General features: G+C 67.8%; 16 protein-coding genes and 1 pseudogene. 8 read left to right on the top strand and 9 right to left on the bottom strand.

All coding sequences use genetic code 11. The annotated features are described in order from the left end of the window. The first annotated feature begins 71 nt into the window (after positions 1–71). The 3 genes from QE379_RS00335 to QE379_RS00325 are packed head-to-tail and all read left to right on the top strand — an operon-like array spanning position 72 to position 4,905. Positions 72–2,300: a TonB-dependent receptor gene (locus tag QE379_RS00335; protein WP_306996757.1), complete on the top strand. Its 2,229-nt coding sequence runs from the start codon at positions 72–74 to the stop codon at positions 2,298–2,300. A gap of 44 nt (positions 2,301–2,344) precedes the next feature. Further along, positions 2,345–3,649 (top strand): LLM class flavin-dependent oxidoreductase, encoded by a 1,305-nt coding sequence (locus tag QE379_RS00330; RefSeq protein ID WP_306996813.1) that lies wholly within the window; start codon positions 2,345–2,347, stop codon positions 3,647–3,649. After that, a complete protein-coding gene (locus QE379_RS00325; RefSeq protein ID WP_306996755.1) occupies positions 3,646–4,905 on the top strand; it encodes an MFS transporter in 1,260 nt (419 codons plus the stop codon). Before QE379_RS00330 ends, QE379_RS00325 begins: the two co-directional genes overlap by 4 nt. Before the next feature lie 103 nt (positions 4,906–5,008). Here QE379_RS00325 and QE379_RS00320 read toward each other — a convergent pair whose 3' ends face one another. The 3 genes from QE379_RS00320 to QE379_RS00310 form a co-directional block, all read right to left on the bottom strand. After that, complete coding sequence (locus QE379_RS00320) at positions 5,009–6,202, bottom strand: Fic family protein (RefSeq protein ID WP_306996753.1); 1,194 nt, start codon at positions 6,200–6,202, stop codon at positions 5,009–5,011. Positions 6,203–6,400: 198 nt separating this feature from the next. After that, the gene (locus QE379_RS00315; protein WP_306996749.1) at positions 6,401–7,921 is read right to left on the bottom strand and encodes a family 43 glycosylhydrolase; all 1,521 of its coding nucleotides are present in this window, start codon (positions 7,919–7,921) and stop codon (positions 6,401–6,403) included. Positions 7,922–7,976: 55 nt separating this feature from the next. Next, on the bottom strand, positions 7,977–9,500 hold the full coding sequence (locus tag QE379_RS00310) for a glycosyltransferase family 39 protein (RefSeq protein WP_306996747.1): 1,524 nt from the start codon (positions 9,498–9,500) through the stop codon (positions 7,977–7,979). Positions 9,501–10,081: 581 nt separating this feature from the next. On the opposite strand from QE379_RS00310, the gene QE379_RS00305 reads away from it, so the two are divergent. The 3 genes from QE379_RS00305 to QE379_RS00295 all read left to right on the top strand — a co-directional run bounded on the left by QE379_RS00305 (position 10,082) and on the right by QE379_RS00295 (position 13,998). Next, complete coding sequence (locus QE379_RS00305) at positions 10,082–11,242, top strand: glycosyltransferase (protein WP_306996745.1); 1,161 nt, start codon at positions 10,082–10,084, stop codon at positions 11,240–11,242. 222 nt (positions 11,243–11,464) lie between these two features. After that, entirely contained in the window at positions 11,465–13,585 is a 2,121-nt protein-coding gene (locus QE379_RS00300) for a TonB-dependent receptor domain-containing protein (RefSeq protein ID WP_306996743.1), read from the top strand. After that, positions 13,546–13,998 carry a hypothetical protein gene (locus QE379_RS00295; protein WP_306996741.1) on the top strand — a complete coding sequence of 151 codons (453 nt, stop codon included), beginning with the start codon at positions 13,546–13,548 and terminating at the stop codon, positions 13,996–13,998. The genes QE379_RS00300 and QE379_RS00295 overlap by 40 nt, the downstream gene beginning before the upstream one ends. A 130-nt stretch (positions 13,999–14,128) precedes the next feature. On the opposite strand, the gene QE379_RS00290 is transcribed toward QE379_RS00295, so the two are convergent. The 6 genes from QE379_RS00290 to QE379_RS00265 all read right to left on the bottom strand — a co-directional run bounded on the left by QE379_RS00290 (position 14,129) and on the right by QE379_RS00265 (position 23,689). Next, positions 14,129–15,148: a phytase gene (locus QE379_RS00290; protein ID WP_306996740.1), complete on the bottom strand. Its 1,020-nt coding sequence runs from the start codon at positions 15,146–15,148 to the stop codon at positions 14,129–14,131. Continuing rightward, positions 15,145–17,940 (bottom strand): TonB-dependent receptor, encoded by a 2,796-nt coding sequence (locus QE379_RS00285; protein WP_306996738.1) that lies wholly within the window; start codon positions 17,938–17,940, stop codon positions 15,145–15,147. Before QE379_RS00285 ends, QE379_RS00290 begins: the two co-directional genes overlap by 4 nt. A 282-nt stretch (positions 17,941–18,222) precedes the next feature. Continuing rightward, on the bottom strand, positions 18,223–19,062 hold the full coding sequence (locus QE379_RS00280) for a tyrosine-protein phosphatase (RefSeq protein WP_306996736.1): 840 nt from the start codon (positions 19,060–19,062) through the stop codon (positions 18,223–18,225). Continuing rightward, on the bottom strand, positions 19,062–21,419 hold the full coding sequence (locus QE379_RS00275) for a TonB-dependent receptor (RefSeq protein WP_306996733.1): 2,358 nt from the start codon (positions 21,417–21,419) through the stop codon (positions 19,062–19,064). The genes QE379_RS00280 and QE379_RS00275 overlap by 1 nt, the downstream gene beginning before the upstream one ends. Positions 21,420–21,690: 271 nt before the next feature. Further along, complete coding sequence (locus QE379_RS00270; RefSeq protein WP_306996731.1) at positions 21,691–23,034, bottom strand: AarF/ABC1/UbiB kinase family protein; 1,344 nt, start codon at positions 23,032–23,034, stop codon at positions 21,691–21,693. A 250-nt stretch (positions 23,035–23,284) separates the two neighbouring features. Further along, positions 23,285–23,689 (bottom strand): MerR family DNA-binding protein, encoded by a 405-nt coding sequence (locus QE379_RS00265; protein WP_306996729.1) that lies wholly within the window; start codon positions 23,687–23,689, stop codon positions 23,285–23,287. A gap of 33 nt (positions 23,690–23,722) precedes the next feature. On the opposite strand from QE379_RS00265, the gene QE379_RS00260 reads away from it, so the two are divergent. Next, on the top strand, positions 23,723–24,508 hold the full coding sequence (locus tag QE379_RS00260) for a MauE/DoxX family redox-associated membrane protein (RefSeq protein ID WP_373461697.1): 786 nt from the start codon (positions 23,723–23,725) through the stop codon (positions 24,506–24,508). Between the two features lie 296 nt (positions 24,509–24,804). Continuing rightward, positions 24,805–25,996, top strand: a pseudogene (locus tag QE379_RS00255) (AAA family ATPase). Positions 25,997–26,013: the final 17 nt, after the last annotated feature.

Genomic DNA, 26,013 nt, shown 5'->3' with positions numbered 1-26,013 from the left:
ATCCCCATCGATCGGATAGGATAAGTGGCGGCACTTAATCCGCGCCGGATGCGGTCATGGGGGGAAGTTCGATGGCTGATCGCCACTCTAGGCACAGGATCGCCGCGCGGGCGGCGGGGCATGCGTGGCTATGGCGCGCGGGCACGCTTGCCGTCGCGCTCGTTCCCGCTGCGGTTCGCGCCGCGCCGCCACAGGATCGGACGGGCCTGTCCGACATCGTCGTGACCGCACAACGCCGCGTCGAGAATTCGCAGCAGGTGCCGATCTCGATCCAGACCCTCGATACCAAGGCGCTCGACACCCTTGGCGCGCGCCGCCTGAGCGACGTGGAGGTCGCCACGCCGTCCCTGTCGTTCGGCGACGGCAGCGAACAGGGCCGCACCGGTATTCGCGGCGTCATCGATTACTCGCGCAACGCCGGCTATGATTCCCGCGTCGGCGTCTATGTCGACGGCGTCTATTACAGCCGGTCCTGGATGAACAACCTGACGCTGTCCGGTATCCGGCAGATCGATGTGTTGCGCGGTCCGCAGGGCACGTTGTTCGGCAAGGACACGGATGCCGGCGCCCTCTCCATCACCACGATCCAGCCGTCGAAGACGCTGGGGGGCGAGGTCAGCGCGGATATCGGCAATTTCGGCTATCGCCAGATCGCGGCGCGCAGCAACCTGCCGCTGAACGACAGCGTCAGCCTGCAACTCGGCGGCACCCATGTCCAAAGCGACGGCTATTACCGCAACGTCCTGCTGGGCAAACGCAACCAGGGCGTCAATTCGGACGCTGTCCGCGCGCAACTCCGGGTGCATCCGGACGACGGGCTCGATGTCACGCTTGCGGCGGATTTCACCGACGACGACAATTCGACGCTGCACTACACCTATGTGCCGCCAGCGGGCAGCGATCCGTTCGCGATCCGCTCCTATGTCGACGATGGCGCGCGACGGCGCATGGGCGGCGTGTCGCTGACCGCGCAGAAGGACATTGGCGGAGGGTTCCAGGCCACGTCGATCACCGCCTGGCGATCGGGTCACCAGTTCCTGCACTTCAACAACGAAACCGGCCCCACGCCGATCCTGACCGCCGACCTGCGTCAATATACCGACCAGTTCACCCAGGAGCTGCGGATCGCGTCGCCGCGCGAGCGCCGCTATGATTTCGTCGCGGGCGTCTTCTACTTCCGGGGCGACAACCGGGACCGGCAGGCGCTGACCTTCGGCTCGGGCCTGCGCGCCCTCGGCCTCGGGGCCGCCGTGGGCAAGGCCGCGACGCTTGCGACGTCGGTCAGCACCGACTCGATAGCCGGTTTCTTCCAGGCGAACGTGCGGCCGTCATCCCTTGTCGAGTTGTTCGCGGGGGCGCGGCTGACCTATGAGCGCAAGCGTCTGAACGACATCACGACCGCCGACCCGACCGGGTTGTTCTCGATACCCATCAGCGGCTACCGAGACGCGCTCGCCAACACCTTCTTCACGCCCAAGGGCGGCATCAACCTGCATCTGCGGCGCAACGTGCTGCTGTTCGGGACGATCGGCCGTGGGTTCAAGAGCGGCGGATGGAATGTCGAGGCGACCAGCGCCGCTGCCTTTGCCGCCGGTATCCGCTTCAGGCCGGAAACGGTGACCAGCTACGAAATCGGGCTCAAGAGCGATTTCCTCGATCGCCGCGCCCGCGTCAACGTGACCGGCTTCTACGAGAGGTTCGACGATTTCCAGGTCTTCACCTTCGTCAACGCCACCGTCGGCGGTCGCACGGTTCTGGCCAGCAGCCTGTCGAACGTCGGCAAGGTCTCGTCCAAGGGGATCGAGACCGAAATCGCGATCATCCCGGTCGCCGGCCTGACGCTGGCCGCCCAATATAGCTATAATGACAGCGTGTTCGACCGGTATCCGGGGGGTGGCGGCACGGTCGGCACCAAAGTTCTCGATGCCGATGGCGTGCAGACCCCCTATGCGCCGCGTCACAAGGCCTATGTCTCGGCCGATTACGAGGGGGCGCTGGGTGCGGGCCTGCCGCGCTGGCAGGCGCATATCGGCTATAGCGTCCAGTCCTCGGAGAATTTCGATCCGAAGGTCGCCAATCCGGTGTTCGGGAAGGCCTATTCCATTCCGGGCTACGACCTTGCCGACGCCCGGATCGGGCTGACATCCGCCGATGGCCGGTGGCGCGCGTCGCTATGGGGCCGCAACATCTTCGACAGGCACTATATCCGCTTCGCCAATCGCACCGCGATCCTCGGCAATGCCGCGATCCTGTACGGCACGCCGCGCACCTATGGCGCGACGCTCGGCTACACATTCTGAGCGATCGGGAGGGACCAGCATCATGACCACCCACCCCCCGCCAGATCAAGCTCGGCGCCTTCATCATGGGCGTCGGCCATCATATCGCCGCCTGGCTCCACCCATCGGTCGAGCCGCGCGATCTGGTGTCGCTCGATCATTATGTCCGCATCGCGCAGGCCGCGGAGGCGGCGCGGTTCGATGCCCTGTTCTTCGCGGACAATGTCGCCGCGCCGCCATTGTCGCCTTTGTCGGCGCAGGCCGCCCCGGTCTATTACCTCGAACCCCTGATGCTGCTCGGCGCGCTGGTCCCGGCGACGCGGCGGATCGGGCTGGTCGCGACGGTGTCGGCGACCTACCTGCCCCCCTATCATCTCGCGCGGAAGTTCGCGACGCTCGACCATATCAGCGGCGGGCGCGCCGGATGGAATTGCGTCACGTCCGGCTCCGATGCCGAGGCGCGCAATTTCGGCCTCGACGCCCAGATCGGCCATGCCGAGCGCTATGAGCGGGCCGCCGAATATATCCATGTGGTCAAGGCGCTGTGGGACAGTTGGGGCGACGACGCGCTGCTGTTCGATCAGCCGGGCCGCCGCTTCCTCGACCCGGCCAGGGTCCGGGCGATCGAGCATGACGGACGCCACTTCCGCGTCCAGGGTCCGTTGCAGGCCGGTCGCCCGGTCCAGGGCCATCCGGTCATCGCGCAGGCCGGATCCTCGGCGGACGGCATCGCACTGGCGGCGGCCACGGCGGAACTGGTCTTCACCGCGCAACAGTCGCTGGGCGAGGCGGTCGCCTTCGCCGACACGGTGCGCGACCGCGCGGTCGCGGCCGGGCGTCGCCGCGACGACGTGGTGGTCATGCCCGGCTTGATGCCCTTCGTCGCCGAAACGCAGGAAGAGGCCCAGCGCCTTCACGACGAACTCCAGGCGCTGGTCGATCCGCGGATCGCGATCGGGCTCGCCTCCGCGATGATGGGCGCGGACCTCGGCCAATATCCGCTCGACGGCCCCGTTCCCGACCTGCCGCCCACGCAAGGCTGGCAGAGCCGCCAGAAGCTGTTCTTCGACCTCGCCCATGCCGAGGGTCTGACGATCCGCCAACTGGCCGTCCGCGTTGCCGTCGCCCGCGGTCACAAGGTCGTCATCGGCACGGCCACGCAGATCGTCGACGAGATGGAGGCGTGGTTCCGCGCAGGCGCGGCGGACGGCTTCAACATCATGCCACCGATCCTGCCGCACGGCCTGGATGACTTCGCGCGGCTCGTCGTCCCCGAATTGCAGCGGCGCGGCCTGTTCCGCACCGATTACGAGGGGGATACGCTGCGGGCGAACCTGGGCCTGGCCCGCCCGGCCGGACGCACGGCATGAGCGCCCGCCCCGTCTATCGCGGATGGCACATGGTCGGGGCGGTGCTCGTCGCCCTGATGCTGTGCGGGACCACCACGATCGTCACCACCTTCGGCATCGTCACCGCGCATCTGACCCGTGCCTTCGGCTGGAGCCAGGGCGCGATGGCGTCCGCGCTGTCGCTCTTTCTGCTCGCCACCACGCTGGCGGTGCCGGTGGTCGGCATCGCCGTCGACCGCTTCGGTTCGCGGCGCACGGCCATGGCCGGCACCCTCGCCTTCGCGGCGCTGCTCGCACTGGCGGGGGGAGGGATCACGTCGCTGCGCGGCCTGATGGTCTTCTACGCCCTGTTCGGGGCGGTCGGCGCTTTCACCAATCCGATCGTCTATATCAAGGCGCTGTCCGCCTGGTTCGACCGTCGCCGCGGCTTCGCGCTCGGCCTTGCGGTGGCGGGCCAGGGCGTGGGCGGCGCGATCCTGCCGATGGCCGTCGAGTCCATCAGCGAAGCCTTCGGTTGGCGCCATGCCTTCCATGCTCTGGCGGCGGGCCTGATATTGCTCGTGCTGCCGCTCGTCGCCCTGTTCGTGCGTGACGATCCGGCAGAGGCGGGCGTCCCCTTCGCCGATGCGGCCGATCCCGTCCGCATCGACCAGCCGGCGGTATCATCGGGTCTGACCGTGGCCCAGGCGCTGCGGACCCGTGCCTTCTGGATCATCATCGCGGTCTTCCTGTTGTTCGGAATGACCAGCTACGCGCTGACCGCGAATTTCGTCGCGCTGATGCTCCAGCGTGGGGCCGGCACGCTGCCGCAGATCGCGATGCTGTCGTCGATCGCCGGTGTCGCGATGATCGTCGGCAGGCTGGTGTTCGGCTGGCTGCTCGACCGTTTCCCCGTCCCGATCGTCGGCGCGGGCGGCGTGCTGTGCGCCGCGGCTGCGCTGGGCATCCTGCTCCGCATCGACAGCATCGGCGTCTCCGCCGTCACGATGAGCGTGCTGATGGGCGTTGCGATGGGCGCCGAGACCGACCTGCTCTCGATCCTCGTAGGACGATATTTCGGGCAGCGCGCGATCTCCCGCATCTACGCATGGCATAATGTCAGCTTCCTGCTCGGCGCCGCCATGGGACCGCCCCTTTTCGCCATGCTGCTCGGCCGGTTCGCCAGCGCGGATATTCCCATCCTGACCCTGATCGCGCTGGTCATCCTGTCCGCCGCACTCCTCCTGTTGCTGCGGAGCCCAAGGCTCGTGGATCGGCCGCGATACCCAAGCTCATGAACAAGTTGCAGCAGCCCCCCCAGTCCTCACCACCGATCGCGAGGGGAAGGCGGTGAAGGTCAGGAACCTGAAGATCGAGGATATGCGATAGCCCCCGTCGCCCCTATCGCACTTCCTCGATCGGCTCGGCGCCGAAGGGGCGGTTGAGGATGCCCAGCACCTCGTTCGCGGCGAAGACGCGGTTGCGGCTATAGCCGGTGCGTTCGTGCAGGATTCCGGCCTGGACCAGTTGCTCGATCGCACCATGCGCGCTGGGGGCGGAGACCCGGAGCCGCTCGCCCAGCCGCCGGGCGGTGATGACCGGATAATCGGCCAGCAGCGGCAGCGCGCGCCGCGCGGCGGAGTTGCGGCGAAAGGCACGTCGCCCGTGCCAGGCGGCGACCAGCCGCGTCAGGGCGGCGCGCGTGACCATCAGTTCGTCGACCGTGCCCGTAATGGCATCGGCGATGAAGGCGATCGCCGCGCTCCAGTCCAGCCGCTGCTGCGCCGCTTTCAGGCTGTCATGATAGGCCTGTCGGTTCGCCTCGATATAGGGGGAGAGATAGAGCGGGACCTGGCCGTCCGCCGCCATCATCAGCGGCATCAGCAGCCGCCCGACGCGGCCATTGCCGTCGCGGAACGGGTGGACCGCCTCGAAATGGGCATGGGCGATGGCCAGCCGCGCGACGATGCTCTGGGTCATCACCTGCATGCCCTGGCCGCGCATATAGGCCATGCTCTCAGCCAGACAGGTTTCGATCCGGTCGGGCGGGGTGGGATTATAGGTCGAATAGGCGATGTCATGCCCCCCGCCCCCGATCCACACGACATGGGTGCGCAGCATGCCCGGCGCATCGGCATAGCGGGGATCGCTTCGCATCACCTCGCGATGAAGCTCGGCCACCAGTTCGGGGGTGAAGAGGGCGGCCCCCTCCCCCGCCGCGCGCGGGATCAGCCGGTCGAGCGTCAGCGCATAGTCGCGCACCTGGCGTGCGGCGTCGCGCTGCTCCTCGCCCGCCTCCTCTTCCAGCGAGAGGAGTTCGTCGAGCGTGCTGTTCGTCCCCTCGATCGAGGAACTGCTCACCGCCTCGCGCCGGACGAGCAGGCGGCTGACGACATAGGGATCGGCCATGTCGGCCGCGAGCGCGCGCACCCGTGCCAGCGCCTCGATCGCGCGCTGGTGGCTGGCCATGGCGGTGCCCAGCGGGATGCCCTCCCCCGGGGGCGGCAGCGGGACCACGCCATAATGTGCGGCATGGGGCTCGGGCAGCCGCTGGAGCCGCTCGCGAACCGCGTGGCAAAGATCGTCCCGGCGCATCGGCTCCTCATAAGCTTGAACAGGACACTGCTTGGGCGGCTCTTATTTAGGGTTATAGGGTAAACCTATAATGAAGCAAACCGCGTGGGGTGCCTATTCAGCTTTGTGGGAAGGCCCGCTCTCCAGGCCGCCCCCGCCTCCCTCCCCTGCAAGGGGAAAGAGCGAATGACAGGTGCGACGCCATTTTGCTCCGCCGGATCAGCAGGATGGCGGCATGGCGTCGGGACGCGGCATCGGCTTGGCGATACCTGGCGACAGCGCCTCCCATTCCTCCACGGCCAGCCCGGCATGGCGGTCCTTGCTCCCCGACGCCTCCAGCACCGCGCGCAGGCAGCGGGTGGTGACGGGTCGGAAGCGGACCTCCTGAAACCCGTCCGTGCCGGTGGGATAGGTGCCCGCGATCGGCTTCCATCCGCCGTCCCAATATTCCAGATGCCAGGCGGCGGGCGGGGCGACGCCCTCCCCGGCCCCGGCGGGATGGTCGGCGAAGAAGCGGATGCGGCTGGCGTTCAGCGTCACCGGGCGGGGCCAGCGATAGGCGATCCAGGCGCTCGCCGGGTTCGCCCGCGTCCAGTTGCCCCACATGTCGGGGGGCAGCGGCGCACTGCGGACCTTGCCGTCGTTGAGCGCGGCGATCCAATATTGCACCGGCACCGGCTGGTTCGACGCGCTGGCCCAGGCGCTCGGCGCGATATTGCGCGTCGGCGGAGGTGGCGGAGCGGGTGCCCTGCTCGGCGTCACGGCGCGGATGGCGGGGGGCGAGACGCTGTCGTCCCAGTCCATCGGATCGATCGCGACCGAACGGCGGAAATGGCCGCCGCCCTTCGCATCCGCCGTATGATAGGTCAGATACCAGCGCCCCTTATACTCCACCGCCCCCGCATGGGAGGTGGTGGACGATACCGGGCGCAGCACCACCCCGCGATAGGTCCATGGCCCCATCGGCGACGGCGCGGAGGCATAGGCCTGGCACGCATGATAAAGCGTCGGGGTGCACGGGCTGTCCGGCCCGGCATTATTGGCGGCGTAGAGCAGATAATAGGTGCCGCGCCGCTTCATGATCCAGGGCGCCTCGAAAAAGCCGGTCGCGCCGGTGACGATCTGCTCGGGCCCCTTGGGTGTGACCATGTCGGGGGCCAGCTCCATCGCGCGCAGCCGCCCGAACGTGCCCCAATAGATATAGACCCGCCCGTCATCGTCGATCAGCACGCTGGGGTCGATATTCTGGATGTCGTTGGCGACGGGCGTTTGCTGCGAGATGATCGGCCCTGACGGATGCGCATCGCGCCACGGCCCGGTCGGGCGGTCGGCGACGGCCACGCCGATCGCGAAACGGTCCCTGGCGTCCCCCTCCCGCTGGAGCACCGGGGCGTAGAGATAGAAGCGCCCGTCCCGCCCCTTCACGATCTGCCCGGCATAGGCGCGGCCCGGCTCGGCCCAGGCGAAGACCGCCTCCGGCCGGGCGATGGCGGGGAAATGCCGCCACACGCCGCTCGCGGGGTCCTTGGTCGACAGCAACTGCCACTCGTTCATGATGAAGTCGTTGACCCCATCGGGCGCTTCGTCCCGCCCCGCCAGGATCCACAGCGTATCGCCATCGACCAGCGGCGCAGGGTCGGTGGAGTAATAGCGTCCGTCGGACAGGATCGGATTGCCGGTCGTGCGGACCGTCTCGGGCGTCGAGGGAGCGAGAAGTGCTGCGAGGAGGACGGGGATCATGACCGCCATCCTGACGGACCCCGCCAAACTTGTCGATATCGTATACGGTTCCTGGTCAGCGTATCGCCAGCATCGCCTCGCTCGGGCAATGGGCGGGCATGGGCCCCGGCCCGCGTCGATAGACCAGCCGCACCCGGCTCGGCCCGGTCGGGACGCAGGCGGCGAGGTGATAGTCCCTGGCCAGCGCCTCGCCCAGCACCTTGCGCGTCGCGGGGTTGCCGAACGCGAAGCGCGGATAGTCGTCGACGATCGCCCCCGGTCGCGCGGCCAGGATGCGGCGGACCTCGGCGACCGGATCGGTGCCGATCGCGCTCGCGCTCGCTTCGTCCAGCGTGTTGAGATGGCCGGGAAACACCCATTTCGACGGCAGGCAGCTATGGGTCAGCATGTAGAGCGCGGGATAGCCGTCATAGACATAGAGGCAGCCCCGATCAGGCCCCCGTTCGGGCATGGCGGCGCGGGCGACGGCCAAGGCCTCGGCGCGACCGCCCTTGGCGCGTTCGCTCAAGGCGAGCACGACCTGTCCCGCCAGCGCGATCACCGCGATCAGCGCCACCAGCCACCCGCGCCGCCAGCGGCCCAGCACCGGCGCGGCGACGATGGTCGCGGGCAGGACGATCGGCATGGCATAATGCGGGCTGCCGAACCGGCCATAGAGCAGCACCGCGACCGCCGTCACCGCCAGCCAGACGATCAGGAAGCGAAACCCCCCCCGCCGCTCCGCCGCGACATGCCGCCATGGCCGCCCCAGCGCGATGACGAGGGCGAGCGGCAGCAGGATGCCGACACAGGCGGCCAGCCCCTCCAGCTCGGTCGCCAGCGGTCGCGCCGCCTGTCCGCCGAGCGAGAGAAAATTGGCGAAGAGCCACGCCTGCCCCTCCCCCATCGCGGCATAGGCCCCCCAGGCGGCCAAAGTCGGCAACAGCGCCAGCGCGACCCAGGCCAGCGCCATCCCCGCCAGCCGGACCGGTGCCACCCGCTCGCGCCACCCGCACCAGAGCAGGATACAGCCAAAGGCGAACCCTTCGGGCAGCACCGAATATTTGATCTGGAGCGCCAGCCCGATCGCCGCCATCGCGCCCGCGCCCGATCCGAAGAGCGACCCGCGCCGCTCCACCGCGCGCAGCATCATCGTCGCGGCGACCAGGATCAGCGCATTGTAGAAGACGGGCGACTGCCCCCCTTCCCCCTCCATCAGGTTCAGCCAGAGGATATAGAGGATCGCCGCCCCGATCGCGGCCATAGGCGGGGCGAAGGCCCGCGCGATCCGCTGCACCCCGTAAGCGGTGGCGACGACGAATCCGGTCGCGACCAGCTTATAGGCGAGGAATCCGTCCCCCCCCAGCGCCCGCGCGCCCGCATAGAGCAGGAACAGCCCGATCGGCTTGCGGTCGAAGATATCGACATAGGGCAGCGCGCCGTGCAGCATCCGGTCGCCGACCAGCAGATAGAATTGCTCGTCGAACCCGATCACCGGATTGCCGAAACCCTGCGCCCGCACGATCAGCGCCACCAGGGTCAACAGCCCCAAGGTGGCGACCGCCCCGATCCCGCGCCCCTGTCCGCTTGCGTCGTTCATCCTGTCGGCGGGTGGGTGGCTTTGGGTGCAAAGGCAAGCGGGAATCGGCGCTGATGGACATTCCCCATTCCTCCCCTGCAAGGGGAGGTGGCAGGCCGAAGGCCTGACGGAGGGGTGTCGCGCTCTCGATAGGGGGACACCCCTCCACCATGCTTCGCATGGTCCCCAGTGGCAGGTGAGGAATGGGGAATGTCGATCCGGCCTGAAATCCGGGCGACGTCGCCTTTTTTTGCGCGCAGAGGCGCGGAGGGCGCAGAGGAATCAGGCTCGCGCGGCAGCGCCTCGCCAAAACGTCGGATGAGGAAAATGGACTGCCGACGCCCCGTGCACGACCTCTCTGCGTCCTCCGCGCCTCCGCGCGAACACATTCTTCGCGCCTTCGCGTGAAAAATAAATGCCGATCCGCTCCCGAGTGACGAAACGGGACGGGCCACAGAATCCCCCAACATGACAGAGGCTTCACGACCGATTATAGGGGCGGTGTCGACCATTTTCCCTGGCCGATCTATGGGTGGAGCGATGGGGCGATTTCCGCGACGTTCGGGTGATGGGGCACGGCTTCGGGCGAAGCGGGCGGCATTTTGCGCGTCCTGACCTTCCTGCACAGTTTCGAGCCCGGCGGGGTGGAGCGGATCGCGCTGCGCCTCGTCCGCCGCTGGCGGGAGACGGGGATCGATGCGCCGCTCTTCCTGGGGCGGACCGATGGCGCGATGGCCGAGGATGTCGGTGCGGGGCTTGATTTCGTGACGCCGCCCCGCCGCTGGCCGGGGATCGCGCATTGGGAGACGATCTGGATGGTCCTAACCCTGCCGCGCGTCGTGCGCGCGGTGCGGCCCGACATGCTGTTCTGTGCGGGCAACACCTATGCCTTTGTCGCGGTGATGCTGAAGCTGATCCTGGGCCGCGACTGCCCGCCGGTGGTTGCCAAGATCAGCAACAATCTGGACCGGACCGACGCCTCGCGGCTCTATCGGGCCTTCTATCGTATCTGGCTGCGCATCCAGGGGCTGGCGATCGACCATTTCGTCGGCATGGAAAAGCCGATGCGCGCCGAGATCGTGCAGGGCGTGCGCGTCTCCCCCGCCCGCGTGGCGATCATCCCCGACCCGGCCTTGTCCGAGGCACAGATCATGGCGTTGCGCGAGCCGCTCCCCGCCCCGATCCGCTCGGACGGACGCCGCTTCGTCACCATCGCGCGGCTGGCCCCGCAGAAGAATCTCGCGCTGATGCTGCGCGGGTTCGCACGCGGGGCCCGCGCGCACGATACGCTGACCCTGTTCGGCGACGGGCCGGAGCGACCCGCGCTGGAGGCGCTGGCGGTGACGCTGGGCATCGCCGACCGGGTCGATTTCCGGGGCTATGTCACCAATCCCGCCGCGCTGCTGGGGCAGTACGACATGCTGCTGCTGTCCTCGCACTATGAGGGCGTGCCCGCGGTGATCCTGGAGGGGCTGGCCGCCAATATCGGCATCATCGCCACCGATTGCAGCCGGTCGATGGCGGCGCTGTTGCAGCAGGGCGCGCTGGGGACCCTGGTCCCGGTCGGCGACGAGGCCGCCTTCGCCGACGCGATCGCCACGGCGCGTCCCCACGCCCAGGACGCCCGGCGCACGCTGCACCAGGCGCGACGCTTCACCATCGAGCATGGCGCGGACCATTATGTCCGCGTGATGCGCGGCGTCCTTCGCAGCAAAAGGGCCCCCGCCCCGCTGATCACCGAACCGGTCGTCCCGACGAACTGAGCGGGTTCGCACCGCATGCGAAGAGGCGGCATGAGAAAATCCCCGCGCTGCCCTGCTCGTTCAAGTCTCTCCTGATGCTCAATATTTTCTGTCGCGCGGAAGTGTCTTGAGAGTATGTCAAGCTTCTCTCAAAAAATGCCATAATTGTGACATGGTTGCCACAGTATCTGCCGCCTTCACGTCGGCGATGGGAGTGGCTGGACGATGCGAGCTAAGGGGAGCGTGCGGCCGAAGCGCCGCGCGGCATGGTCGGTCGTCGCCCTGGGCCTGTCGGCCCCGGCCTTCGCCCAGACCGACACGGGCGCTCCGCCCGCCGAAGTCACCGTCACCGGCAAGCGCATCCCCGGCTCCGTCATCGGCGCGGTCGAGCCGGTCGCGGTGCTGGATGCCCAGGCGCTGGACGCCATGGGCGCCCCCAACCTGACCGAGTTGCTCAAGCGGGTGAAGGCGCTGACCAGTTCGTCCGGCGGGGGCGAGCCGGTGATGCTGCTCAACGGACGCCGCGTCTCGGGCTTCGCCGAATTCCAGAGCCTGCCCTATGAGGCGATGGAGCGGATCGAGATATTGCCCGAGCAGGAGGCGGCGCGCTTCGGCTATCCGCCCAATGTCCGTGTGATGAACTTCATCACCAAGAAGAGATTCCGCGCGGTCACGGTCCAGCTCCTGCCCGGCATCACCACCGAGGGCGGGGGCGGCACCAAATATAGCGAAGTCACCTCGGCCCGGATCGACGGGCCGCGCCGCCTGACCTTCAACGTCTCGCATCTGCGGCAGGACCCGGTGTTGCAGAGCCAGCGCGATATCGTGCCCGATCCCGACACGCTGTTCGCGAGCGGTGGCAATGTGACCGGCGTGAACGGGGCCAGCCTGGACCCCCGCCTCGACCTGCTGGCGGGGCGGAGCGTCACTGTGGCCGGGGTGCCGGTCGATCCGGCGATGCGGGGCACGCTTGCCGCCTATGCGAACAGCCCGGCGGGGGTCACCGATCTGGGGCCCTATCGCACGCTCCAGCCGTTGAGCGACACGATCCATAGCGAGGCGAGCCTGGCCTCGCCGCTCGGCAAGACGGTGTCGGGGTCGGTGATGCTGTCGATGGCGGCGGTCCAGACGCGCGGGCTGAACGGCCTGTCCCCCGCCCTGCTGCGCGTGCCCGGCGGGCTGGGGGGCTTTCCCTTCGCCGATGACACCCTCCTCTATCGCTATCTGCCCGACAGCGTGCTGCGCCAGCGGACGACCAGCATGGCGCTGCACGCGGGCGGTTCGCTGACCGGCACCGTCCGCCGCTGGAGCTGGGCGGTGACCGGCAATTACGACCGGCTGGCGTCGCGCAGCAATTCCGAGACGGGAGTGCCGCTGAACGCGCTTCAGGCGGCGATCGATGCGGGCGGGGACCCGATGGCGGCGATCGATCCCGCGACCGCTGCCCTTCGTACCCGCAACCGGAGCCGAGCGGCGTCCGACACGCTGGGGATCAAGGCGACCGCCGACGGCCCCGTCGTCCATCTGCCCGCCGGCGACGCGCTGCTGACCGTCACCACCGATTATGCCCGGATCGACAGCCGCGCGACCACCAGCCTGGCGCTGCCCGACGACGGGGTCGGCCGCACTACGCGCGGGGCCAGCGTCAATGCCAGCCTGCCCCTCGCCTCGGCGCGCGAGGGCTCGCTGGGCTTTCTCGGCGAATTGCAGTTGGACGGCATGGCGGGTGTGTCGCAGGTGTCGGATTTCGGGCGGCTGAGCAATTCCAATATCGGGCTGAACTGGACGCCGTTCCGCCCCGTCCAGTTCAGCGCCTCGGTCAACATCGCACAGGCCGCGCCCGCCATGACGCAACTGGTCGCGCCGGTGCTGGCGACGCCCAACATCCCCTTTTTCGACTTCGTGACGGGGCGCTCGACGCTGGTCACCACGATCATGGGCGGCAATCCCGATCTGGCGCCCGAAAAGCGGCGGGTCACGACGCTGGGCATCGCGGTCCAGCCGGTCAGGGACAAGGAAATCCGCTTCGGCCTGGATTATCTCGACACGCGGATCGACAATCAGGCGGCTTCGCTGGGCGGGGCGACGCCGGCCTTTCAGCGCGTCTTTCCCGACCTGTTCGTCCCGACGCGCTGGGGCAGTTGGTCAGCGTCGATCTGCGCCCGGTCAATCTGGCGTTCGAGCGGGAGCGCAAGCTGCGGATCGCGGTCAATCTCCAGACCCGGCTGGGCAAGACCCCGCCCCCGCCCGCCGCGGCCCCCTCCCCCGATGCGGCAAAGACCGCCCCGCCGCCCCGCCCGCGCAAGGAGCCGGGATTCCTGTCGGTGTCGGCGACGACCAATTACCGGCTGGAGGACCGGCTGACCCTGCGCAGCGGCGGGCCGGTGCTCGACCTGCTGGACGGGGCGACGCTGAACGGCACCGGGGGCCGCCCGCGCTGGGATGTCGAGCTGAACGGCTATGTCAACTATGGCCTGTTCAATCTCGGCCTTTATGGCCGCGTCCAGGGGCCGACCCGTATCCGCAGCGACATCGCCGCGTCCGACCTGCGCTTTTCCGGCCGGACCTGGCTGGTCCTGTACAGCTTCCTCAAGGTCGACAAGATCCTCGACCGGCCCTGGACCAAGGGGCTGAACGTCAATGTCACGGTCGAGAACCTGCTGAACGACCGGATCAACGTCACCGACCGCAACGGCGATACGCCCAACCGCTTCCAGCCCGCCTATCTCGACCCCATCGGCCGCTCGGTCCGGGTCGGGGTGCGCAAGCTGTTCTGAAGCGCGATCCGGGCCGAGCCCCTCCCCTTCAGGGGAGGGGTTGGGGTGGGGCCTCTCCAACCGGCGTCGCGTTTGCGGAAGCGCCCCACCCCCGGCCCCTCCCCTGAAGGGGAGGGGAGCGTCGAGGACCCTACAGCCCTAGCGCCTCGACGACCTTCCCCCAGCCGACATATTTGAAATTCTGCGTATCCGGCGCGTTGTCGCCGTCCTGGGCGACGAACAGGCCCTTGGGATAATCCGGCCCGAAATCGCCCAGCGCCAGTTCGATCCCGTCGGTGTCGCTCGTCCCGTCGATCGCACCCCCGCCGATCCGGAAGCGCCCGGCATAGGTCACGCCCGGCAGGCGGTAGAGGCTATAGCCATTGTCCCCCTGGCTGGAGACGACCAGATAGCCGCCCTTCGCCCCCTTGGGCGCCAGCGCCAGCCCTTCGGCATCGGCGACCAGCGTGCGGCCGTCTACCCTGGCGATCGGCGTGCCGGTGGTCGGCGCGGCGGGGTCGGCGGCAAAGCGCCACAGCCCGACATCTTCCTCGGCAACATAGAGAAGGCCGGTGCGGTCATCGACCACGCAGCCCTCGGCCTGGCTGGCGAGCTTCATGCTGCGCAACCGTTCGACGCGCGGGGTGGCGGTGGACAGGTCGATGCGGACCTGATCGATCCGCCCGTCCTTGAGCACGACGAAGCCGAACAGCGCCTTGTCCTTCGCGCGGGTCCACAGGCACATGCCGTACGCCTCGCCCGCCCCCACCGGATAGCGGCCCATCGGCACCAGTCGGCGCGCGGTGGTGTCGAGCGTGAACAGCGCGACATGCGCGTTCGCCTTGTCCGCCCGGTCGCTGGCCGCCACGATCACCCGGCCCCCCGCCATCTCGCGCAGATCGACATTGTTGAGCCGCGCGGCCGGCGTGAAGGACAGGCGCTTGCCCTTCAGGTCATAGACATGGATGCCCGCCTGCTTGTCGGTGCCGATGACCAGGCTGGCGGCCGGGTTGGCGGCGTTGCGCCAGATGGCGGGATCGTCCGCCGCATCCGATGTGCTGTCGACCGGATCGGTCTCGGCGCTGGCGGCGACATTGGGCGCGGTGATCGGCGTCGCGGCGGGCACGCTGGCGCACCCGGCGAGCAGCAGCGTCAGGAACGCGGCCCTCACAGCTTCACCCGCACACCGGCGAAGACGGTATAGCCGAACTTCTCATATTCGTACGTCCGATACCGTTCGCCGAAATAGCGCACGCCCGGCGTGTTGGTCAGGTTCTTGCCCTCGGCGAACAGGTTGATGCCCTTGGCAAGCTGCACGCTGCCCGTCACGTCGAGTTGGCCGCGACCTTCCCAATACAGGTCCAGCGCGGGGTTGTCGGCGTTGATCTCGTCCAGATAGTCCGACCGCTTGGTATAGGCGACGCGGACATTCAACGGCCCGCGCTCGTAGAAGAGGCTGGCGTTCCACATATGCGTCGACTGGCCCGGCAGCGCGAAGCGGCTGCGCCCGGCATAGGCGGTGTCGAACGTCGCATGGCCCTTGGTATAGGTGTAATTGGCGAACACCCCGAACCCGCTCAGCACGCCGGGCAGGAAGCTGAGATGCTGCTGCCAGTTGACCTCGACGCCGTACAGCTCGCCAGCCCGCGCATTGACCGGGCGGCTGAGGATCGCGCCCCCCACGCCGTTGTAGATGCCCGTGCTGGTCAGCGTGTAGCGATAGTCGGACAGGTCCTTGTAGAAGCCGTTGACCGAGATCACGCCCAGCGGCCGGATGTAATATTCCAGACCCGCATCGGCGTTGTTGGACAGGGTCGGCTTCAGGTCGGGATTGCCGAACTCGACCCGCACCGTATTGCCCTCGCTCGTCTCCAGCACGCGCGGGGCGATCTGCGGGAAGTTGGGACGGTTGATCGCGCGGCTCAGCGCGGCGCGCAGGATCAGGTTGGGCGTGAAGGCCTGGCGCAGCGTCAGGTTCGGGAAGACATCGGCATAGCTGTTATGCCCACGCGCATTGGTGACCGCGCCGGTGCGCGAGACGCTGGGCGCGCTGCTCTCGAAATCGGTCGTCTCGACGCGAAGCCCCGCGATCAGGGTGGTGCCGTCCTTCACATATTTCGCCATGCCGAACAGGCCGAGGATCTTCTCCTCCGCGACATAATCGGCGGTCAGCGACTGCGGCAGGCGGCGTTCCGAGGCGGCCTTGGTCGCGTCGAAATAGGCGTCCGCCAGCCCGGTGTCGAACCGCTGGCCCAGGTCATAGCCGAAATTGCGCGAGTCCTGATCCGACAGCAGCCCCGTCAGGCTCTGGCTCGGGGCGGCGCTGGCGCGGCGGTCGCGGAACCGCTCTTCATCGGCGTTGATATGCCGCGCGCGATATTTGCCGCCGGTCGAGAAGGTCACCGTCTCGCCCACCGGCAGGTCGGAGCGGACCGCCAGCGTCAGTTCGTCATTCTTCGTCGTGTTCGACCGATAGGCGTTCTCGCGAAAGGCGAAGGTTCCGGTCTGGAGATGCTCCTTCGAGGTGAATAGCGAATAGCCGGGCAGGTCGGCATCGGCGAAATCATAGGACAGCGTCGGGCGCAGGCTGGAGCGGAACAGCAGTTCGTCGCGACGCGGATAGGTCTGCGAGCTTTCGCTATAGGCGACATCCGCGCGGATCGTCCCCTCGCCCAGCCGCTGTTCGATGCCCGCCGTGGCCGACCAGATTTCGTTGACCTGCTTGCGGTGGCGGACCTGCTTCTCGATGCGGGTGTTGCGGTACGTCGCGGCGCGGTCGGTCGATCCGGCCTGGAGCGTGCCCTCGCTCCAGAGGATACCAATGCGATCGCGAAACTCGTCATCCTCGAACCGGGCATAGGTGCCGCGCACCCAGGCATGGGTCAGGTCGGACGGACGCCATTCGAACGCGCCGGTGCCCGCGATACGCTGGCGCTTGGTGTCGTAATCCTTGAACAAGGTTTCGGTGACGCGCAGCCCCGCCGGGGTCTGGGTCCAGGTGTTTTCGACATTGTCGGGGCGGCGATGGGTCATCGAATAGCTGCCCGAGAGCAGCAGGCCGAACTGGCGATCCGGGCCGAAGGTATCGCTGACCGCGGCCGATCCGCGATAGTCATGGCCCTTGCCGAACTGGTTGTAGCTCATGCCGCCCATGCCGGTCAGCGCGAAGCCCTTGCGGTCGAAGGGCGAGCGGGTGGTGATGTTGACCGCGCCCGCGATCGAGTCCGCATCCTGATAGGGGAGCAGCGACTTGGTCACCTCCAGATTGGCGACGATGTCGGAGGGCAAGGTGTCCAAGTCGACGGCCCGCGTGGTCGGGTCGACCGAGGGGATCTGGATGCCGTCGACCGACACGGCCGACCACTCGCTCGGCGCGCCGCGCACGTTGATATAGCGGCCCTCGCCCTGGTCGCGCTCGATGCCGACGCCGGGCGCGCGTTGCAGCGCTTCGGCGATATTGGGATCGGGGAAGCGGCCGATGGCGTCGGCCGAGATGATGGTGACGGTGTTGTCCGCCGTCCGCTGCTGGTTGAGCGCGCGCGCGGTATTGTCGAGCAGCGAGGCGCCGGTGACGACGATATCGCCGGGCTCGCCGCTGGCGGCGGGCAGGGTCAGCGAGACGGGACGCCCGCGATCGGCCGCCGCGACGACATGGGTGATGCCTGCGCGCCCCAGATAGTCGATCAGCAGGGTGACGTCGCCCGCTTCCTCGGGCGTGACGATGCTGAATTCGCCCTGGAGGTTGGTGGTCGCCTGAACCCCCGTCCCCTCGACCACGACCCGCGCGCCGGGCAAGGCAACGCCGGTCGCGTCATAGATGCGCCCAGACAGGATCGGCCCGGAGGCGGGCACGCCCGCCGGTGCGGCATCGCTGGCAAGGGCGAATGCCGGGCTGGCGGCAAGCCCCAATGCGATGAGCGAGGCCCCCGCGAAACCGCGGATGCCGGAACGAATGGCGTGCATGATGCTCCCCCTGGGCGCTGGTCGTGCCGACACCCTCCCCGGCATCGGTCCTTCCCGCCCCCGTGGCGGCGCAATGTTACGGCGCGATGTTAACCAGATGACGTTTACATGACGCCGTCGTCAGGATCGATTTCCAAGGACGACATACGGCTGAATCCTCCCCGAAACGGGGAGGGGGACCATGCGAAGCATGGTGGAGGGGGATCGCCGCACGGGACGTCCTATGAGGAAGCCCCCCTCCGTCATCGCTACGCGATGCCACCTCCCCGTGCCGGGGAGGAATCACTTCCTGGTTAAGTACAGCCCCCGCAGCTTCGCGATCCTGGCCGGGTCCACGCCCAGTTCGTCCTTCAGATAGCCCATGGTGCCGCCCGGATGCCGGTCGGTCACGGCGAACACCGCCTCGATATAGCGGCGGTCGACCCCGGCGAAGGTTCGCGCGGCCTCGGGCGACAGCTTGGCCCAGAAGCCGGTCGGATGCGCGGGCGGCGGGGCCATATGCTGGTTGGAGAGGAGGTAATCCTCGATGACAGTCGCCCTCGGCACGCCCAGCGCCGACAGGAGCAGCGCGGCCGCCACGCCGGTCCGGTCCTTGCCCGCCGTGCAGTGGAAGGCGAGCGGCGCGTTCCCGGCCAGCAGTTCGGCGAACATGCGGCGGTACTGCCCCCGGAACTGGTCGAGCAGCTTGGGATAGGTCGCCGTCATCGCCGCCACCACCTGTTCATGCGTCCAGGTCGATGGATCGCCGGGCAGCATCATGCCGCTCATGTCGAGCGCATAATCGTCGCTCAACACTTTGGGCTTTTGCCCGGCGGGCCAGTTGGTCGGCTCGCCCGTGCGTTCGCGGGTGTCGCGGAAATCGCAGACGGTGCGGATGCCCAGTTTCTGGAGATAGGCATAATCCGCCGGGGTCAGGTCGTGCATCTGGCCCGAGCGATAGAGCAGCCCCCATTTGACCGTCCGCCCGTCCAGGGTGCGATAGCCGCCCAGGTCGCGGAAATTCCGCCCGCCCTGAAGCGGCAGCACCCGCTGGTGCGCCGGGGCCGCGACGGGCGCGGAGGCCGAAGCCCCCGCCCCCAACGGAACCGCGACCAGCAGCGCCAGGGTGAGAAGGCCGCGCATCAGAACTTCACCGTGGCTTCGAGGCCATAGGTGCGCGGTTCGTTGAAGAAGCCCGACACGCCGGTCAGCGTGTTCAGCCCCTTGTAGAACATATGCTGTTCGTTCAGCAGGTTGCGCGCCCAGGCGGCGACGCTGAGCGTCGCGCCGGTGCCGTTCAGCGCGATATCGGTGATGCCGAGCCGACCGTTGACGACGAAGCCCGGATCGCCCTTGGGCTGGCTCACCCCCGGCGCGGGGTCGTTGTAATTGGCGTAGAAGCCGCTGTCGTAATTGCCGTCGAGATGCGCGACCAAGGTGACATCACCCATCGGCCGATCATAGTCGATCGCGCCGCTGGCGGCGTGCGCCGGGGTATAGACCGGGTAGATTTTGATCGGCGTCGTCACCACCACGCCGCTCGCCCCTTGCGGGAAGGGATTGACCGTCGCCGGGATGGTCAGGTCGTTATAGGAATAGCTGGCCCCCAGCGTCAGCCCGGTCATCGGCGCGAAGGTCAGCTCCGCCTCGAACCCCTTGGCGCGGCCGGTGCCGGGCGCATTGGCGGTCTCGATGGTCGTCCGGTTGGTCTGGAGCAGATTGCCCTGCGCATCGACCTGGAGGTAATTGGCCTGGAAGTCGATCTGGATCGACTTGTACGCGCCGGTATAGGCGGACAGGTTCAGGCGGGCGCGGTGGTCGAGAAACTCGGTCTTCGCCCCGATCTCGAACATCGACAGGATTTCCGGGTTGAACGGCGCATAGCGCAGCGAGCGCGAATTGGCGCCGCCCGACTTATACCCCTCCGACCATTTGCCATAGACATGCACGTCGCCGGTCACGTCATAGGCCAGCGTCAGCAGCGGATCGACCCGCGACCAGGCGGCATTCAGGCGACGCGGCCCCGTCACCCCGTCGACATTGGGGGTGGCGCCGTTCACGATGAACAACTCGCCATGCTTCATGTCGCGGGTATAGCGCGCGCCCCCGGTCAGGTGCAGGCGGTCGTCCAGGATCGCCGGGGTCCAGGTCGCCTGGCCGAAGGCGCCGATGCTGCGCGTCGTGATCCGGCTGGCGCGGTCGAAGGGGACGGTCGCGATATTATAGGTGGCGACGGTCGCGGCGGTGCCGTCCGCATTCCACACCATGGTGTTGAACGCCTGGGCATTGTCCTCGCTATGCTCGCGATACGCCATCGCACCCGCGACATATTTCAGGCGCGGGGTGTCGCCGATCAACTGGATTTCCTGGCTGAACTGGTTCTGGGTAAAGCCCGCCAGGCTGTAGCGGCTGAACGCGCCGTTGGGCTTGTAGGTGGTGCTGTTCTGGCCGCCATTGTCATATTGGCTCTGGTCCAGCTCGCGGTATGCGGTGATCGACTTGAGCTGAAGTCCCGGCGCCAGGTCGAGGCCGAGCGTCAGGCGGTGGCCATGGGTCTTGCCGATGCTGTCCTGCTGCGGCACCCCGACGCTGGCGGTGCGCACCCGGTCGGGCTGGAGCGGCAGCGCGGGCGCGCGGGTCAGTGTGCCCGCCGTGATCGTCTGGAGATAGAGCGGGGTCGAGGCGTCGTAGGAGGTGTCGAAGGCATAATCCGCGCTGACGCCGTCCTGCGGCTTCCACAGCACTTCCACATGCCCGCCATGCCGGTCGAAGCCATTGAAGTCCGACTGGCCGGGCAGCGGATTGTCGACCAGCCCGTTCCGCTTGGTGACGATGCCGTCCAGCTTGACGCTGAAATTCTGCCATTCGGGCAGGTTGAGATGCGCCTCGATCTTGTGCGCGCCGAAATTGCCGATGCCCGCCGTCGCCGACAGGCCGAACTCGCCGGTGGGCTTCTTCGTCACGATGCTGACCGCGCCGCCCTCGGTATTGCGGCCGAACAGCGTGCCCTGCGGACCCTTCAGCACCTCGATGCTCTCGATATCGTAGAGCGCGGTGCCCAGCCCCTGGGCGCGGCCGAGATAGACGCCGTCGATATAGACGCCGACGCCCTGGTCGCGCGCGGGCTGGTTGCTGTCGGCCAGCACGCCGATGCCGCGAATGTTCATGATCAGCGCCGAGTTGCGCGAATAGAAGGGCGCGACGCGAAGCGACGGGATCGCGCCGTCCTGAAGATCGACCAGCGACTGGACATGGCGGTTCTTCAGGTCGTCGGCGGACAGGACCGAGATGGCGATCGGCGTCTTCTGAAGGCTTTCGGGCCGCTTCTGCGCGGTGACGATGACCTCGGCCAGCGTGCCGTCATCGGTCGTCTTCTGCTCATCGGGCGCGGTCGTTTTCGCCGGTTCGGGATCGGCGGCCATGGCAGGCGTGGCGATCAGAAGAGCCAGGACGCTGGACGCAAAGAACCGCCCCGCGCAACGCGGGTTGAACGAAGTCATGATGGTTATTCCCCCCAAAGGATTATGCCGCGATCCCTTGGTGCCGGATCATTGCGGCGTGATGACATTTTGGAGGAATGGCGATGATATTATGATGAAATCTCGTTCATCATGGTCGGCGGTTGTCGTTTCCACTGCCGCGCCGGATTATTCCGATCGCGATACTCAATGCCAGAGAATCAGCGGAGTGCCGCCTTCACGTCGTGACTACGGACATCGTCCGGAAATGCGGCGAGCCTGCGCACCCCCGGGCCATGATGCACCCGGTTCCTCACCCGTTCCCGATCGCCCGCGCCGCCAGCCCGCGCACATCGACCCGCGCCTTCAACCGGGCGCACAGCAGGGCGCTGCCGCTGATCTTGCGCTGGACGAACAGGGTTTCGACATGGGGCACCTGCCAGGTGTCGCGGTCGGCGATCAGGCTGCGGGCCTCTTCGCGCACCACCGGCACGAAGGCGCGGTCGCCGAAGTCGAAGGGCCCTGCCCGCGCCATGGTGTCGTCGATCGCGGCGATGATCCGGTCCACCGCCGGGCGGTGCGCGGCGACCGCCGCTTCGCCCAGAAAGCCCGTCTCCACCGCAATTTCGCGGATCCGGTCGCGGTCATGCGCCAGCCCCGCCTCGATCAACCGGCGATAGGAGGCGACCGTCTCCGCCGGCACGTCGCGGGTCGCACCGAAGTCGAGCAGGACCAGCCGCCCGGTATCCGCCTGCCACCGGTAATTGGCGAAGTTCGGATCGGTCTGCATCATGCCGAAGTCGAACAGCTCACGCAGCACCAGTTCGATCAGCGCGGTCATCGCGGCGTCGCGGGCGGGCTGGTCCGCCTCCGCCAGCGTCTCGATCGGCTGGCCGGGGATATAGTCCATCGCCAGCACCAGCGGCGTGGTCAGCACCGGCTCCGGGCGGGGCACGACATAGCGCGGATCACCGGCCAGCCGCTCGCCATAGGCGCGCATCCGGTCCGCCTCGCGGAGATAATCGGCTTCTTCGGCCAATTGGCGCTTGGCCTCTGCCAGCAGCGGCTTGAGGTCCAGCGCGGGCGGCAGCAGGTTGGAGACGCGCAGCAGCGTCGCGACATTGTCGACGTCCGAGCCGATGCTGTCGCGCACGCTGGGATATTGCACCTTGATCGCCAGCACCCGCCCGTCGGGCAGGGTCGCGCGGTGGACCTGCCCGATCGAGGCGGCGGCCATCGGTGCGGCCTCGAAATGGCGGAAGCGACGTCGCCAGTCGGCTCCCCACTCCGTGCGCAAGACCTTGTCGAGCTGCGCGGGCGGCATCCGATAGGCCTGGTCGCGCAGCCGGGCGAGGATGGTCTGGAGTTCGGGCGGCAACAGGTCGCCCGCATCCATCGAGATCATCTGCCCCAGCTTCATCGCCGCCCCGCGCAGGTGCGACAGCCGGTCGGCGACGCGCGCGGCATTGCCGGGGGTGAGGATCAGGTCGCCCAGGCGCGGCCGCTCGCCGCTGGCCAGCCTGCGCGCGCCCTCCGCCAGCATCCCGCCCGCGACCCCGCCCGCCAGCCGTCCGAACGCGCCGGCGCGCGCGATGCGGCCGCTGGGAACCGGGCGGTGGGTGGCGTTGTGGGTGGGCTTGTCGTCGTTATCGGTCATGACCGGGATAGCGGCGGGCGTGCGGCTTGGTTCCGTCGGCCCCGCCATGACCGGAACGGGACGGAGTGCGCGTCGCCGGAGGTGATCGCCATTCCTCCCCTTGCAGGGGAGGTGGCAGGCTGTAGGCCTGACGGAGGGGTGTCGCCGTTGGCGAGGACAGGGTGCACTCGCGACCGGGGACACCCCTCCACCAGCTTCGCTGGTCCCCCTCCCCTTGCAGGGGAGGAATGGCGATTGATCTGAATTTTCGCTAACGATCGAACGACATCAGGATCGGGCACGGCCCCGCCGACCCGCTGCCGCACTCCCTCGCCAGCGTCTGGAGGGCATCGCGCGCCGCCTGCAACTCCGCGATCCGGGCGTCCAGCGCGGCGATGCGTTCCTGGGCCAGCGACCTGGCCCGCGCCCGGTCGTCGGTCGCGTCCAGCGCCAACAATTCGCCGATCTGCTCCAGCGTGAAGCCCGCATTCTGTGCGGACCGGATGAAGCGCAACCGCCGCACGTCCGCCTCGCCATAGCGGCGGATGCGGCCACCCGATCCCGGTCCCTCGGGCCGCGCGGGCGTGTCGATCAGGCCGCGCCGCTGATAATAGCGGATCGTCTCCACCCCGACGCCGCCCTCGCGCGCCAGTCCGGCAATCGTCCAGTCGGCCATCGTCTTGACTCCGTACCATGGTACGCATGCCATATGGGGATCGGACCCCAGCCGGAGAAGATGATGGCGACGCCCCCGCCCCTACGCAAGATTGCGACCCTGTACCGCATGGTGATGCCCACCCACACCTGCCCCTATGGCCTGAAGGCGAAGGACCTGCTGCGCCGACAAGGTTACGAGGTCGAGGATCACCTCTTGCGCACCCGTGAGGAAACCGACGCCTTCAAGGCCGAGCATGGCGTGAAGACGACGCCGCAGGTCTTTATCGGGGGCGAGCGGGTCGGCGGCTATGACGATCTGCGCCGTTTCTTCGGCAAGCGGGTGGCCGATCCCAGGGCGACCAGCTATCGCCCGGTCGCCGCCCTGTTCGCGATGACCGCGCTGATGGCGCTGGCCGCATCCCAGGCGGTCTATGCCACGCCGTTCACGCTACGCGCGGGCGAATGGTTCGTCGCGTTCAGCATGGCGGTGCTCGCGCTGCTGAAGCTCCAGAATGTCGAGAGCTTCGCGACCATGTTCCTGAACTACGACCTGCTGGCGAAGCGCTGGGTCCCCTATTCCTATGCCTATCCCTTTGCCGAGGGGCTGGCGGGGGTGCTGATGATCGCGGGCGTGTTGACCTGGATCTCGGTGCCGGTCGCGCTGTTCATCGGGGGCGTGGGCGCGGTGTCGGTGGTCAAGGCGGTCTATATCGACCGGCGCGAATTGAAATGCGCCTGTGTCGGCGGGGCGAGCAATGTGCCGCTGGGGTTCCTGTCGCTGACCGAGAATGTGATGATGATCGCGATGGCGGTTTGGATGGTGGTCCGGCACGGGTGATCCCGCTCCTTCCGTGCTCGTAGGGACAGGTTTCCCCGGGGAAACGCGTCTATCCTCCCCTGCAAGGGGAGGGGGACCATGCGCCAGCATGGTGGAGGGGGCGTGCGGCGGGGGACGACCTTTGTGGCGATCCCCCTCCACCACCGCTTCGCGGCGGTCCCCCTCCCCGTGCCGGGGAGGATAAGTTTCCCCGGGGAAACATCGCCCCGCCCCCGCACCTTGCCCGATTGAATGAAATTTGCCATTAGGCTGCCCCAAAAGCTTCAAGGGGTGCGCGAGTGGCGGAAGATCATGCAATGCTGTCCCAGATTGGCGATCTGGCGAGCGCCGGCGAGCGGATGATCGAGCGGTTGCGGCGCAAGGCGTTCCTGCCCGAGAGCCGCAAGGGCCTGCATCTCCGCTTCGGCATCGCGGAGGCGGCGCAGTTGCTCGGCTGTTCGACCAACCGCATCCGCATGGCGGAGGAGGATGGCCGCCTCCCCCCTGCCCCGATCACCGACAATGGCCGTCGGCTGGGCTATAGCGTCGAGCAGATGCTGACGATGCGCGACGTTCTGGGCGCCTCCCCTGCCCGCGCGGCGCATGACGTGCCCGCGATCATCGCGGTCCAGAATTTCAAGGGCGGCGTCGGCAAGTCGACCGTCACCACCCATCTGGCGCATTATTTCGCGGTGCAGGGCTACCGCGTGCTGGTCGTCGATTGCGACAGCCAGGCGACGACGACGACGCTGTTCGGCTTCAACCCGCATTTCAACGTCACCCGAGAAGAGACGCTCTACCCCTATCTGTCGATCGACCCGACCCAGACCGACCTGGCCTATGCGGTCAAGCCGACGCCCTGGCCCAATGTCGATCTGATCCCTTCCAACCTCGAATTGTTCGACGTGGAATATGAACTGGCCGCGGCGGGCAGCGATGGCGGGTCGGTGCTGGCCGCGCGGTTCCGCAAGCTGAAGCGCGGGCTGGCCGAACTGGCGCGCGATTATGACGTGGTGCTGCTCGATCCTCCCCCTGCCCTCGGCACGATCAGCCTGGCGGTGATGCAGGCGGCCAATGCGCTGCTCGTGCCGCTCGCCGCGACGACGCCGGATTTCTGCTCGACCGTCCAGTTCCTGTCGATGATGGACCAGGTGTTGAACCAACTGACCAGCGCGGGAATCGAGGTGGATTACCAGTTCGTCCGGCTGATCTGCTCCAAGTTCGACGGCAACGACCCCAGCCACGCCATGGTGCGCGCGATCATGGAACAAAGCTTCGGCCCCGCGCTGCTGCCCGTGCCGATCCTGGAATCCGCCGAGATCAGCCATGCCGCGATGCGGATGATGGACCGTCTACGAACTCGAAAAGCCGATCGGCACGCCCAAGACGCACAAACGCTGCCGCGCCAATCTGGACGAGGCGATGCGCCAGGTCGAGCAACTGGTCCGCCAGGGCTGGGGCCGGATCGAACCGGCGAGCGAGGAGGCGGTGATCCATGCGGTGGCTTGAGCTTGCGAAACTCGCGA

This window comes from Sphingomonas sp. SORGH_AS_0879 (genome assembly GCF_030819175.1).
Taxonomy (GTDB): domain Bacteria; phylum Pseudomonadota; class Alphaproteobacteria; order Sphingomonadales; family Sphingomonadaceae; genus Sphingomonas.
This window is presented reverse-complemented; position numbering and strand designations above follow the sequence as displayed.